The 13935-nt window shown below is 38.3% G+C and carries 8 protein-coding genes; 2 read left to right on the top strand and 6 right to left on the bottom strand.

Features of this window, described 5'->3' with window-relative positions; genetic code table 11:
- Window positions 1–399: 399 nt before the first annotated feature.
- Both ACFFHK_RS07775 and ACFFHK_RS07770 read right to left on the bottom strand, forming a co-directional pair.
- Window positions 400–492 carry a methionine/alanine import family NSS transporter small subunit gene (locus ACFFHK_RS07775; RefSeq protein ID WP_382371188.1) on the bottom strand — a complete coding sequence of 31 codons (93 nt, stop codon included), beginning with the start codon at window positions 490–492 and terminating at the stop codon, window positions 400–402.
- Window positions 489–1994, bottom strand: coding sequence for a sodium-dependent transporter (locus ACFFHK_RS07770; RefSeq protein ID WP_382371186.1), 1506 nt, complete (start codon window positions 1992–1994; stop codon window positions 489–491). Before ACFFHK_RS07770 ends, ACFFHK_RS07775 begins: the two co-directional genes overlap by 4 nt.
- 446 nt (window positions 1995–2440) lie before the next feature.
- On the opposite strand from ACFFHK_RS07770, the gene ACFFHK_RS07765 reads away from it, so the two are divergent.
- Entirely contained in the window at window positions 2441–7831 is a 5391-nt protein-coding gene (locus ACFFHK_RS07765) for an autotransporter domain-containing protein (RefSeq protein WP_382371184.1), read from the top strand.
- 89 nt (window positions 7832–7920) lie between these two features.
- Here the strand turns inward: ACFFHK_RS07765 and ACFFHK_RS07760 are convergent, their stop codons facing one another.
- A complete protein-coding gene (locus ACFFHK_RS07760) occupies window positions 7921–9477 on the bottom strand; it encodes a DNA recombination protein RmuC (protein ID WP_382371206.1) in 1557 nt (518 codons plus the stop codon).
- 129 nt (window positions 9478–9606) lie between these two features.
- Here ACFFHK_RS07760 and ACFFHK_RS07755 point away from each other — a divergent pair, with 129 nt between their 5' ends.
- The gene (locus ACFFHK_RS07755; protein WP_382371182.1) at window positions 9607–10188 is read left to right on the top strand and encodes a Maf family protein; all 582 of its coding nucleotides are present in this window, start codon (window positions 9607–9609) and stop codon (window positions 10186–10188) included.
- A gap of 34 nt (window positions 10189–10222) precedes the next feature.
- On the opposite strand, the gene ACFFHK_RS07750 is transcribed toward ACFFHK_RS07755, so the two are convergent.
- From ACFFHK_RS07750 to rnr, 3 genes are read right to left on the bottom strand one after another with little or no spacing between them, the layout of a single operon-like run.
- Window positions 10223–10789: a DUF5358 domain-containing protein gene (locus ACFFHK_RS07750; protein WP_382371180.1), complete on the bottom strand. Its 567-nt coding sequence runs from the start codon at window positions 10787–10789 to the stop codon at window positions 10223–10225.
- 12 nt (window positions 10790–10801) lie between these two features.
- Complete coding sequence (gene rlmB / locus ACFFHK_RS07745) at window positions 10802–11542, bottom strand: 23S rRNA (guanosine(2251)-2'-O)-methyltransferase RlmB (RefSeq protein ID WP_382371178.1); 741 nt, start codon at window positions 11540–11542, stop codon at window positions 10802–10804.
- Between the two features lie 14 nt (window positions 11543–11556).
- Window positions 11557–13923 (bottom strand): ribonuclease R, encoded by a 2367-nt coding sequence (gene rnr, locus ACFFHK_RS07740; protein WP_382371176.1) that lies wholly within the window; start codon window positions 13921–13923, stop codon window positions 11557–11559.
- Between the last annotated feature and the right edge of the window lie 12 nt (window positions 13924–13935).

Raw genomic sequence — 13935 nt, 5'->3', positions numbered from 1 at the left:
CCGCCAGCGTTCAATCTGAGCCATGATCAAACTCTTCAATTTAAGTTTCATCGCTCAATAACTACTTAGCTCTCAATTTCTTAGCTCTAATCACTAATGAATTTCTAGTTTAAGCACCTATTAAGACTTCAAAATTAATATTCATTTTAAAATCAATCAACAAGTGCCCACACAGATTGTCTATATTGGTTTTTAAAGAACAAAAAACGACGCCTCTTCTTAACTTCACACTTCAGCGTCGTTGCGGTGCTGCATTATAGTGATTTAATTATATCTTGCAAGTGCTTTTTTTAATTTTTTTATTATTTGCTGTTTTTTACAACAAATCGCCGATAAAGTATAAAAAATAAATGCCATACTAAACAAAAAAACTATCTAGTATGGCACATCGTGAATCAATCACTCTTTTGGTAAACGCTTAATTGCAACGCATAATCCGCCCCAAATAATGATCAAGGCGATAATCATCATAGTAATTGCGATTGAACTCATTCTTCTTCCTCCACAAATTTTTCTTCATTTTTCCAAGGTAAGTGCGTTAATAGGAAAGCTACAATCACTAAACCAAATGCCATTCCCCAACCAAAAGTATTGAAGAACCAATTTGGATAACCCTCATATCCTTCTCTAAAGACCTTTGCCCCCTCACTGAATAACATAAACGCTAAAATACCAGTCGTAATGACAATACATAGACGCCAAATAAATCCAATTTGAAATGATGAAGTTTTATTCAAATGATTACCTAATAAGCCAAGTTTCTCGTTAGATACGATAATCACTAATGAACAGAATGCTACAGCAACAATGCCAAAGTAGTTAACAAATTTATCCATTACATCAAGCATTGGTAAACCAGTTGTTGTGCCAAATAATGAAACAGACACAACCATCATTGGAATCCCCACTACAAACGTTGAGATTACTCGCCCTAACTTCAATTTATCTTGTACCGAAGCAATGATCACTTCAATCACAGAAATAAAAGAGGTTAATGCCGCAAAGGTTAGCGATCCAAAGAATAATACGCCCAGTACCGAACCAAAAGGTGCATTATTAATAATGGTTGGAAAAGCAAAAAATGCTAGCCCAATCCCACCTTTTGCCACCTCATGAACCTCTTGACCGCTTGCTGCTGCCATAAAACCTAATGCCGCAAAAACGCCGATCCCCGCTAACAACTCAAAACTACTATTCGCAAACCCCACCACTAAGCCAGATCCAGTTAAATCCGATTCTTTCTTTAAGTAAGACGCATAGGTAATCATAATTCCAAAGCAAATAGATAATGAAAAGAAAATTTGTCCATATGCCGCAATCCACACGCTCGGATCAGACAACTTTTCCCAGTTTGGCGTAAATAACGCATCTAGCCCTTTACTTGCTCCTGGTAGCGATAATGCTGAAACGACCAAAATCATAAACATCACAACCAACAGCGGCATTAAAATACTTGATGTTTTCGCAATCCCTTTTTGCACTCCTAACGCTAATACTCCTAGAGCAATTAACCAAACAGCGATGAGGGGTCCAACCACCATACCAACAAACTCAAAACTCACGCCCTGCGCAATATCTCCCATTTGCAAAAACTCACCGATAAAGAAATCTATTGGTTTTTCACCCCATGCACTATTGAAAGAAAACAGAGTATAAGAAGCTGCCCAACCTAAAACAACAGCATAATAGATCCCAATAATGACATTTACTAAGACTTGCCACCAACCAAAAATTTCAAAATTTTTATGTAAACGACGGAAAGCCAAAGGGGCAGAACCACGATGACGATGCCCGATTGCATAATCTAAAAAGAGCAATGGGATACCAGCAGTTAATAAAGCAATGATATATGGAATAACAAAGGCTCCACCACCATTCTCATAAGCAGTATAAGGAAATCGCCAAATATTCCCTAGCCCAACAGCTGAACCAATAGCTGCAATAATAAAGGCTCTTCGCCCCGAAAAAGTTTCTCTTGTTGTATTTTCACTCATTTAAACGCTCCTAATAGGATTAAATTTTATTATTATCGTATAAGGTAGGTTACTATAATCCAACCACGATATTAGTCAACGCTATTTATTTGAAATAAAAACAAAAAACAACAAAACAGAATAATTTTCAAACAAAGATAATACTGCAAAAATTATTATTTTTAGATAAATACACCTGACAATAAGCAAATTTAGTATTTTTTACCAAAATCCACCTCTCCATGCAGCATAACTATCCAGAGATTTATTTTTCGTTAAAAATAGCTATTCTTCCCTCTTTTTTTATTTACTTTTTCACAACAGCAAATCTCAAACTTTACAAAACAATTTCCCCCCCCCTAGCACTTATCAAAAAATGTGCTAAAATCCTGCGCCTATTATTATAGTCATACTGTTTTATACAGAAAAAATTAACTTTTATACATTAAATTACATTGGAAATACTTATGAATAAATTTTATCGTGTGATTTGGAACGCTAGTTTAGGCGTATGGCAATGTGTATCTGAACTTTCTCGTGCGAAAGGAAAGTCGTCAGTAAGTAAAATTACCCCCCTTCAGCATATTAATAATATAAAAAAACAGTCTGTTTTTATTTTAAAGCCTTTAACTTTAATAGTGTTACTTGGCTTATCTAATCAATCAGTTGCAACAGAGTATAGTAGCTCTACTGAGTTTTTTAGCTCTTCACCCTCAACGCTTCACGCTTCTAATGGTGAAACAATTAGTGCCCACGTTCTTCGAAATGGTGATAGTTTGACATTTAACCAAGATGGAACTTTTTACAATAATACCGTTTCTGAATCTAATAACAGTGATACTAATCGTTTTATTTATTTTCATAGCACTAATAGCAGTAATCCAAGCAAAATTATTATTGCTCCTAATGTGGTAATTAGTGATAAAAATACTGTGAAGGTAGTTGGAACAGACCATACTAATGGATACAAAAATTATCAAGTTTCTACTTTACGTGGGGGAATACAAGCTAAAGATGGACGTGTTTATTTAGATATGGATGTTAATGGGACATTCAATATGTTAGTAAATACGGAGAGGCAGGATAAAGATTATGACTTTGTAAGTTCCGCAGGACCTTCCGGTTTTTCAAATTATGCAAGTCATGTTATTAACTTAAATATTAAAAATGGGGGAACTTTATCCAGTAATGCCAATGTAGGGTTTGCTCATACAAACAAGCAAAAAGTTAATGGTACAGGTACATTAATTGAGCCACCTAAACACCTAGAGTATATTACGATTAATGCCGAAGAAGGATCGACAGTTAATCTGAATAATGTAGACGAAAATAGAACCACTTATATAGGTACCTATACATATGGCGCCACTGTTTTTAATGCGAAAGGCGGCAATGTTACTTTAGGGAATGATACCATTCTCTCTTATGCTGGGGCTAAAGGGGTATTAAATGTTTCTTCTGGAAATGTTAATGTTAACAATAATCTTTATTTAGGAAAACAACATAATTTTAATAATTTTAATTATGGTAATGCCATCATCAATGTCAGCGCAGGAACATTGCGTGTTGGCTCAGCAAGCGACAGCGCAGAAAATAATACAGGGATTACTATTAGTACATCAAGTAGCCTGAAAGCGGCGCGCATCTATTTAAGCGGTGAAGGTATCCTTGAAACCTCATCAATTACACGAGAATCTACTGGTGGTAATGAACAAGAAATTCTTATTGCGTTAAATGGCGGTACCCTCAAAATCAGCGATGATAAAAAAGAATTGTTTGCAGGTATCAATAGTAGCACTGACACTAGCGGAAAAAATACTGGCGTATTACTTGGTGCTGGCAATACTAAATTTGAAATTGCCGCAGGTAAAACAGTAAAACAAGCGTCAACAGCGGCTTTTCTTAATATGAATGTCGCTAATCTCAACCAAGATTCTAGTTTGGCGAACACTAGCCCATTAACACTTCATGGTTGTATTCAAGATAACTGTTATGGCGATCTGTTTGCCGTTACTTCACGTTTAGTGATGCCAAAAACGGAGAATAGCCAAGCAGGGACATTTACCAAAACAGGCGCAGGGAATCTCATTTTAACTGCCAATAACCAACAAACAGGTGATATTGTCGTCGAGAGCGGCACCTTACAAGCAGGCTCAGGCACAGATGGCGAAGACGGTACTTTTGGCGCAGCAGGTAATGGCAGCATTACTATAGCAGACGGCGCAACCTTAGCGGTTAAACGTTTAACTGAGTATAACCTTGATAAACAAATTAACGCTAAAGAAGGTCAGCAAGGCGGATCGTTAAGCCAAAATGGTACAGGAAAATTAACTTTAACTTATCAAGGTACAAACACGGTTAAAGATCTGATCGTGAATGACGGTGAACTTGATATTAGCACTGGCAACACACTAAACAGCCAAACAGCAAGCATTAATAACGGTAAATTAAAAGTCAGTGGTACGTTAAATAATGCTGGAACATTGGCGATTGGTGATGGCAAAGCAAAACCAAACACTGACGAGATGACAAATACCGCTCAATTTGAGGTAGCTGGCACAGCAACGATTGATGGTGCGATTACCGTAAAAGCAGACGGTAAATTTGACAACTCAGGCACCACCACGGCAAACAGCACACTTACTGTTGAGGGCGGGAATATAAATGTTACCGCAGGTACACTCGCTGCAAAACAAGGTGCAACAGTGAATGGCGGTAACGTGGCAATTTCTGGCGGTAAACTCGACGCCACAGGAAAAGATATTACTTTAAACAAAGGTAGCCTTGCGTTAAGTGGTAGTGGCGCATTAGATGCGAAAAATATTAAATCAGATAAAGCCCTCAGTGATACAAGCGACAATGCCAGCATTAGTGTCGGTACAGGCAGCAGCCTAAACTTAAGCCCAGCAAATGGTGAAAAATTATTTGACGGCTTTGATACTAGCGATGAGATGGGCGACTCAATCCAAGTAGATGGTACACTAAATGTTAGCGTAGTAGACGGTGCAACAGTTGAACAAAATGATACAGCTGGCATCACAGGTAACGGTACTTTTAACAAGAATGGTAATGGTACCCTAGATCTAAAAGCAGAAAATACCTTTGATAATGTCAATGTGAAAGATGGTAAGTTAAATGTCTCTAATGACTTAACTGTTAACGAAAAAATGACCGTAGAGGGCGATACTGTTGATATTAGTGCCGAAGTCAGCGCAAAAGATATTGACCTCAAAGGAGGCACTGTTACCGTAAAAGATGGCGGTGATGTAACGGCGACCAATAGCGCTGCACTCAATGGTGGTAACTTAACGATTGATGCCGCAAATGAAGACGATGAAGATAGCGTTGGTGGTAGCTTCACAGTAGGCAGCGTTAATGATTACAAACCACTACAAGTCAACAAAGGGGCGTTAACCGTTAACGGTGAATTAAATGTGGGGAATATTACCTCTGATCCTGCACAACAAAATGATACGTCAGATAATGCAACGATTACTGTTGGCGATAAAGGAACCTTAAATATTTCACCAAGTGATAACGCAACCTTATTTGAGGGATTAGACACTAGTGAAGCAGGTGGCGACAGCATTAAGGTCAATGGTACATTGAATTTAAATGTGAAAGAAGATAAGAAACTCACACAAAACCAAGCTGCGAGCATTACCAAAGATGATGACGCAAAATCCGTTATCAATAAACTTGGTGAGGGGGATTTAGCCTTAACCGCAGAAAATAATGCTGTCGATACCTTAAACGTATACGATGGTGATGTTGCGGTCGAAGCAGGTTCAACATTAGACGCAGCAACAATCAATGTTGAAAAAGTTACCCCAGAGGTGGACGAAGATGACGAAGAAAACGCAAATATGCATATTCCTGAACCAAGCTTGACCATTGCAGGTACTGCAAAAGCCTCAGATGGCATCAACAACCAAGGTGGTACGATTACCGTAGAGGGCGATCAAGCTAACCTCAGTACCGAAGGCAAAGTAACCATGGACGGCGGTACCCTAGATGTAAAACAAGGGGCGTTAAGTGCGAAGAATATTGTTGCAGGTGAACAAGACGCAGATGATGCGTTAGCAAGCACAATTAATATTGAAAATGGTGCAAAAGTGAGCCTTAGTCCAACGGATCCAAATGAGAAACTCTTTGCAGGCTTAAATACCAAATCAGCAGAAGAGAATAATGGTACTGCGGGTAAAGATAGCATTAAACTCAATGGTGAGTTAGAGGTTAATGTCGCTGATAATACTACTATTCAGCAAGATGAAAATGCTGGTTTTAGTGGTACGGGTACGTTAAGCAAGAAAGGTGAAGGGACATTAGAGATTAGCAACAAAAATCCTAATTTCACAGGGAAAACCAATGTGAATGACGGAAAATTGGCTATTACTAATGGCGGAGACTTAGCGGGTAGCCAAGTTACGGTAAATCCAAATGCCACCTTATCTGTTGATGAAAATGGTACTAAACTCGGTAGTTTAACTGTTGAGAAAAATGGTAACGTTGAAATTGGGGTTACCCCAGATAAAGTGGGTACGCTTGACGTGAAAAACGACGTTAACTTGAATGGTGGTACCTTGACGTTAAATACGAAGAACATCAATCGAGTTGAAGATCTAGATACATCGAATATATTAGGTGCAATTACTGCTGGAGGTAATTTAACAGGAACATTTGATGACATCAAAGATACCAGTAACTTATTTAATTTCACACCTAACTATACACCAAATGGGCTTACATTTACACCAACCTACGAGAAAGACTCTTTAGTTGATATTGCTAGTGAGAGAGGCTTAACCCGTGCGTTAGGAGCGGCGAAAGTATTAGACAGGCTCTTTAAAAATAACTCATCTGACCCATTAGCTAAACTCTTCTATGGTATTAAAGATGATAATGAAAGTGTCGCTGCATTACTTTCTGTACTACCAACGCTTTCTACTAGCCAAATTGTGGCAGATAGCAGCAAGCAGTTAGCAACATTGGCAGATAATTATCAACAATGTGATGCACATGAAAATCTTGATGGCAACCCAGTCTGGGTGAAACCATTCCATAGCCAACGCCAGCAGCATCAATATAAAGGTGCTTCAGGTTATTATGATGAAAGCTATGGTTTTGGTATCGGTATGGAACGTTGCTATAACGGCAATCGTTTTGGCGTTATGCTAGGTTATGTGGAAGATAGCGCAGTCAGTCGTGAATCACCATCAGCGCAAAGCGTGAATAGCAAAACTGTACAAGCAGGCATCTATGGTAACACGCCATTAGCTGGCGATTTAGCGTTAGATTATAAGGCTGGCGTGGGTTACAGCAAAGTGGATACGGAACGTAAGTTTAGCTTTGTGGGTAATACTGCTAGCGCAAGCTATGGCAATAAAATTGCTTATGCAGGGTTGGGGTTAACTTTACCAAGCACGCTTTCTGACACCGTGAGACTCGAAAGCTATGCACGTTTGGATTACCACTTAGTGAGAAATAACGCATATGCAGAAAAAGGCGCAGGTATCTTAAACTTACATGCAGACGCAGGAAGTTTTGAGACGATGACTAGCGAAGTGGGCGTCAAAGTGAAAGTGCAAGTTGCACCAAATCTTTTAGTCGGTGCAAATGCCAATGTTGGCTACAATCTGATGGCAGAGCCAGCTTCGGTGAGAGCGTCATTCCAAGGTGCTAAAGATAAATCATTTGTTACTGAAGGTGCGCAAGAAAACCGTTTATCGACTGGTGCAGGCGTGAGCGTGGATTATAAACTTTCACCACTTGCGAGCTTGTCTGTCGGTTATGATGTTTCTAGCCGTAAGGGTTCAGTAGAACAAACCCCAAGCGTATCGTTTAAAATGGTCTTTTAAACATTAAAGCGTTAATCAATGATGAAAATGCCACCTACTGGTGGCATTTTTATTTGGGGTAGGTCGTCCTTTGGGACGAAATCTAAATCTCAATTTGCTTCTGGCAACTTCTCAACTTCAATATCTGCGGTTAATATCTCTAATGGCGGTAGGTTTTTATTCACTTTATTAGATAAGGCTTGGAAACGCTCAACTTTACCAAATAACCCCCGCTGCCCTGAGAATGAGGTTACTGTATCATTATATTGTTTCATCACACCACCTAAACTATTGCCCAATTTTTGCAACCGTTCTGCGACAAGGCATACTTGGTTATAGAGATCGCCCGCCTTATCGCTAATTTCTCTTGCTTCTCTATTTCCCTTTTCAATTCGCCATAAATTCGCAACAGTGCGTAAAATCGGCATTAATGTCGTATAAGAAACCAAAATAATATTTTTCTCATAAGCACTATTAAATAATGTTGGCTCTTGTTTTAATGCTTCAATATACGCTGGCTCAATCGGGATAAACATTAGTACGAAATCAGGACTCTCAATCTCAGGTAAATTGTTATATCCCTTTTCAGATAACGATTTGATATGTTGTTTAATTGCTTGAATATGTTCTTGTAAATAAGTCGAAATCACTTGTTCATCAGTAGCCGAAACAGCTTTTTCATACGCTACCAATGATACCTTACAATCGATCACTAAATGTTTATTATCTGGCAACTTGATCAAGAAATCTGGATAACGATGATTCCCTTCTTTATCTTTAAAATGTGCTTGCGCCAAATAATGTTCATTCGCCACTAATCCAGCAGATTGTAAAGCATTTTCAAGCTGCATTTCACCCCAGTTTCCTAATACTTTTTTCTGTCCTTTTAGTGCATTTGTCAGATTATTCGCCTCTTTCGACATATTTAAGCCAACATCTAACACTTTCTTTAACTCTGCTTCCAATGACGCATTGCCTCGTAATGTTTCAGAATGCACTTCATTTACTCGTTTCTGAAAACTTTCGATCTGTTCTTTAAAAGGCTTTAATAAGCTATCTAAAGCCGTTTGGTTAGATTGGGAAAAACTCCGACTTTTCTCTTCTAAGATCTGATTAGCCAACTGTTGAAATTCTAAAGTAAGTTGTTTTTTGTTATTTTCTAATAGCTGTTGTTGCTCAATAAAGTGTTGTTCTTTTTCGGCTAAACTGGTACGTAATGTTGCTAATTGTTGCGATAATTGAGTAACTTGTGATTGGTATTCAACAATATTTTCTTCTTTTTTACTGATTTGTACTTGCGTATAGTGTAAATCTTGTGCAAGTTTTTCTGCCTTTGCTGAAACTTGCCCAAAAGATTCTCGTAAACTAACCATTTCATTTAATTGTTGTTGATATTTCTGCTGTAACGCAATTAACTCATTATCTACAACACTTTTTTGCTGTTTTTTCTCTTGCAATAATATTTCAATACCTTGTTTTTCTGCCTGAATACGAACCTTATCTTGTAATACTGACTGATATTGTTCATTTAATAATTCCGCTTTTTTTAACAATGCATTATAGTCCGTTGTTGTTTGTTGATATTGCAGTTGAAAAAAATCAGCCATTTTTTTTCGTTGCATATTCATCACTAACAACACTATACAAATTACACCTAACCCTGCCATACCAAGATATAATCCTAACACCACAATCTACTTCTCCTTACTCTGATAAATATAATTAAGTATAACAAAAGCTAGCGAAAAATCGTCTAGCGATTACAATAACGCCTTATTTTTAAACGAGAAAAGTCTATGCAAAAAATTTACTTAGGTTCAAATAGCCCTCGCCGTTTACAGTTATTACAACAACTCGGACTAACGGTTGAAGTACTAAAAGCAGAAATTGATGAAACACCGCAAAAAGAAGAAAGCGCAGAAGAATATGTCATTAGAATGGCAATAAATAAAAACCAACAAATTTGTCAGTTATTTCCTGATAAGCACTACTATCCATTATTAACTGCAGATACTTGTATTACATTAAATCGCCAAATTTTATGTAAACCTGCTTCCATAGAGCAAGCCCACGAAATGCTACAACAGTTATCAGGAAAAACGCATCAGGTTTTGACTGCTATTGCCGTTTCATATCAGCAACAGCTTTATCACCACTTACAAATTAGTCAGGTAACCTTTAAAACCTTATCTACTGCCGAAATTATGGCTTATGTCGCAACAGGTGAACCGTTAGATAAAGCGGGAGCTTATGCAATTCAGGGATTAGCAGCTGGATTTATTAAGCATTTAAATGGCAGTTATAGTGGTGTAATGGGGTTACCATTATTTGAAACAGCTGAATTATTGAAAAAATTCAATTTAGCTATTTTAGGTTAAGTATCGGATCCAAAAGATCCGACACTTCATCTGGCTATAAAATAAACAAAGCTGCACCCCATTTGATAATATCAAAAAAGAATTTATTCTCATTCGTTGCAATACCATCTGGATTCTTCTTACTTTCTGCTACGGCTGGTTTTACCTCATCAATCGCCATACCACTTTGATACTGCCCTTTAACCACTTTAAGGTCATCTCGTGCCTTCACTCTTAATGTAGCACAATCTCCAGCTGGCATTGGTGCAAATGCAGTTTGCTTATACTTTTTGAATTGGTATTGCGCAAAACCCATTGATTTTTCGTCTGCCTGAATCATCTTCACATATTCTGCACCAATCACACTTTCTAATGGATAGAAAAAGACATATTGTGAATAGATATAAGCATCTTCCTTAGAAAAATGTTCTTGTTGAATACGCGTTAAATTTGGATAGATACATTGCTCTGCCTGATGGCTTGCAATTACCCAACGTTGTGCATCTTCATTACTTAACTCATAATCTGCATTTGCATATTCTGCCGGATAAAGATCATCATTCTGTGCAGAACAAGCCGCTAATAATAGAATTGATGTTGAAAGAAACAATTTTTTTAACATACACAAATCCACTTAAACTAATGATTGTTGTCTTACAATTTCAAACAAGCATACACCTGTTGCAACAGAAACATTCAATGATGAGACTGAACCTTGCATTGGAATACTAACTAACTGATCGCAAGATTCTCTAGTTAAACGGCGCATTCCATCACCCTCTGCCCCCATGACCAAGGCAATCGCTCCTGTTAAGGTTGTTTGATAGATAGAATGTTCAGCTTCTCCAGCGGTACCCACCACCCAAATATTATATTCCTCTTGTAAGGTTTTTAATGTCCGCGCTAAATTAGTTACTCGCACTAATGGCATCACTTCCGCTGCACCACAGGCAACTTTGCGTGCTACTGCAGTTAATTGAGCCGATTTATCTTTTGGCACAATCACTGCATCGACGCCTGCCGCATCAGCAGTTCGTAAGCACGCCCCAAGATTATGCGGATCCGTAACCCCATCAAGAACAAGCAAGAAAGGCTTATCTTTCTTATTCAATAAGCTATAAAGATCATTTTCGTTATATTCTTTTGGTGCTTGTACTCGTGCAATAATGCCTTGATGCACTTCCCCATCAGCTTTCTTATCTAAGGCTTGACGAGTAAGATATTGTATTGAAATACCGAGTTGAGTTAACTCTTCCAATAAAGGGAGTAAACGTTTATCCTCACGTCCTTTCAACACCATTACTTCGATTAATCGCTCTGGCGCCGTTGCTAATACCGCCGACACCGCATGAATACCATAAATTTGTTCACTCATTTTATTATCTCAAACTATTTCCGTTTTTTACTTTTCGTTGTTCTTGCTTTTCGCGTTGCTTTTTTCTTCTTCGCTTTCCGCTTTGTTTCTTCTCCATCAACTTGCTTGCGTAATCTTTTTTGTAAGCTTTCCGCATAACGCATACTTTTTAGCACACGATCTTTTTCCGTTTTTCCTAAACGACGTGGTTGGCGAGAAGTGGCGACTAAAGAGAAATCTACTGTTTTTTCCTCTAGACTTACTGCTTCCACACGAACAGTAACTTTATCGCCAATGCGATACAACATACCACTATTTTCACCGATTAATCGTTGTCCACTTGGATCAAAACGATAATAATCATTTTCTAACGTAGAGATATGGACTAAACCATCAATAAATAATGTATCTAAACGGACAAAGAAACCAAATCCTGTTACGCTGGAGATCGTCCCGTCAAACACCTCACCAACGTGATCTTGCATAAATTCACATTTTAGCCAATCAGCAACATCTCGTGTTGCTTCGTCTGCACGGCGTTCCGTCATTGAGCAGTGATCACCTAAGAGATCAATTTCATCTAACGTATAATGATAACCACCACCTTTAGTAGTACGTTTACTCGAACCTTGCGCTTTCGCCAACAAATACTTAATGCCACGATGTAAAGATAAATCAGGATAACGGCGAATCGGCGAGGTAAAATGGGCATATTCTGTCAAGGCTAAACCAAAGTGTCCAATATTATCTCCGTTATAAACCGCTTGGCTTAACGAACGCAGCAACATTGTTTGGATTAACTCTTTATCAGAACGTTCTCTTACTTGCTCCATTAACTTAGCATAATCGGCTGGTGTCGGTTTTAACCCACCCTCTAACGTCAATCCACACTCACGCAAAAATGTTCTAAATGAGGTTAATTTTTCTTCACCTGGTACCGCATGAATACGATAAAGTGCTGGTTCTTGATGTTGTTCCATAAAATGGGCAGCACAGATATTTGCCGCTATCATACACTCTTCAATTAATTTATGTGCATCATTTCGCTCAACAGGTTCAATACGTTCTATTTTTCCTAAATCATTGAAAATAAACTTTGTTTCGATCGTTTCAAAATCAATCGCCCCACGTTTATGACGTGCGGTCAATAAGACTTTAAACATCGCATAAAGTTCTTGTAAATGTGGTACCAGTGTCTGATAACGTTCACTAAGTTCTTCATCGCCCTGTAAGATCCTCCACACTTTACTATAGGTTAAACGTGCGTGCGAATTCATTACCGCTTCATAAAATTGATATTGTTGTACTTTCCCTCTTGTGGAAATCTGCATTTCGCAGACCATACATAAGCGATCAACTTGTGGATTTAAAGAACATAAGCCATTCGACAACACTTCTGGCAACATTGGTACCACACGACTTGGAAAATAAACCGAATTACCACGTTGGCGAGCTTCTTGGTCTAAGGCAGTATGTGGGCGAACATAATAACTCACATCTGCAATCGCTACCCATAACGTCCAACCGCCTTGCGGATTTTTCTGACAAAATACGGCATCATCAAAATCTCGTGCATCTTCACCATCAATCGTAACGAGAGGCAAATCACGTAAATCAACTCGCCCTTGTTTATCTTTTTCAGCAACAACTTCATTTAATTCTGCAATTTGTGTTTGCACCGCAGCAGACCAAGTATGCGGAATATCATAATTACGAATGGCTATTTCCACTTCCATGCCTTTTGCCATATTCTCGCCTAATACTTCAGTGATACGCCCAGTTAAAGGAGAAAAACTATTTTCTTTACTCTTTAACTCAACAACAACAACTTGCCCCATTCTTGCCCCAGCACGATATTCATTCGGGATCACAATATCATGATTAATCCGACTATCATCTGGTACCACATAACCGATTCCATCTTCTAAGAAAAAACGCCCAACAATTTGTTTCTTACGTCGTTCTAAAACACGTACAATCCGTACTTCTTTCCGCCCACGGCGATCAAAACCATTAGGCTGTGCCAATACATAATCATCATGCAATACCTTTTGCATTTGACCATTCGGAATAAACCAATCATCTTTTGAGCCATCTACTTGTAAAAAACCATAGCCATCTTTATGCCCGATCACAGTCCCTTTTAATAAATCTAAACGCTCTGGTAACGCATAACGCTTCCGTTTGGTAAAAACTAACTGTCCATCATTCTCCATCGCACGTAAACGACGACGCATTGCTTCTTGTAATTCAGGATCATAAATCGCTAACGTATGCAAAAGCTCTTCTTTGCTCATTGGAGCATGATGATCACGGATAACAGTGAGGATCAACTCACGACTTGGAATTGGATTTCCATATTTTTCTACTTCTTCTGCATAGTGAGGATCTTGATACTGCATAAATAACTCCTT

Origin of the sequence: Gallibacterium trehalosifermentans (genome assembly GCF_042433055.1) — a bacterium.
Classification (GTDB): Bacteria; Pseudomonadota; Gammaproteobacteria; order Enterobacterales; family Pasteurellaceae; genus Gallibacterium; species Gallibacterium trehalosifermentans.
Note: the sequence above shows the minus strand (reverse complement) of the source record. Positions and strands in the feature narration are given on the sequence as shown.

What these genes read in the sequence shown, in the direction of transcription:
- rlmB (WP_382371178.1), bottom strand. Translation starts at nt 11,542, where the DNA reads ATGAGTGAACAAATTTATGGTATTCATGCGGTGTCGGCGGTATTAGCA.
- rnr (WP_382371176.1), bottom strand. Translation starts at nt 13,923, where the DNA reads ATGCAGTATCAAGATCCTCACTATGCAGAAGAAGTAGAAAAATATGGA.
- ACFFHK_RS07765 (WP_382371184.1), top strand. Translation starts at nt 2,441, where the DNA reads ATGAATAAATTTTATCGTGTGATTTGGAACGCTAGTTTAGGCGTATGG.
- ACFFHK_RS07770 (WP_382371186.1), bottom strand. Translation starts at nt 1,994, where the DNA reads ATGAGTGAAAATACAACAAGAGAAACTTTTTCGGGGCGAAGAGCCTTT.
- ACFFHK_RS07760 (WP_382371206.1), bottom strand. Translation starts at nt 9,477, where the DNA reads ATGGCAGGGTTAGGTGTAATTTGTATAGTGTTGTTAGTGATGAATATG.
- ACFFHK_RS07750 (WP_382371180.1), bottom strand. Translation starts at nt 10,789, where the DNA reads ATGTTAAAAAAATTGTTTCTTTCAACATCAATTCTATTATTAGCGGCT.
- ACFFHK_RS07755 (WP_382371182.1), top strand. Translation starts at nt 9,607, where the DNA reads ATGCAAAAAATTTACTTAGGTTCAAATAGCCCTCGCCGTTTACAGTTA.
- ACFFHK_RS07775 (WP_382371188.1), bottom strand. Translation starts at nt 492, where the DNA reads ATGAGTTCAATCGCAATTACTATGATGATTATCGCCTTGATCATTATT.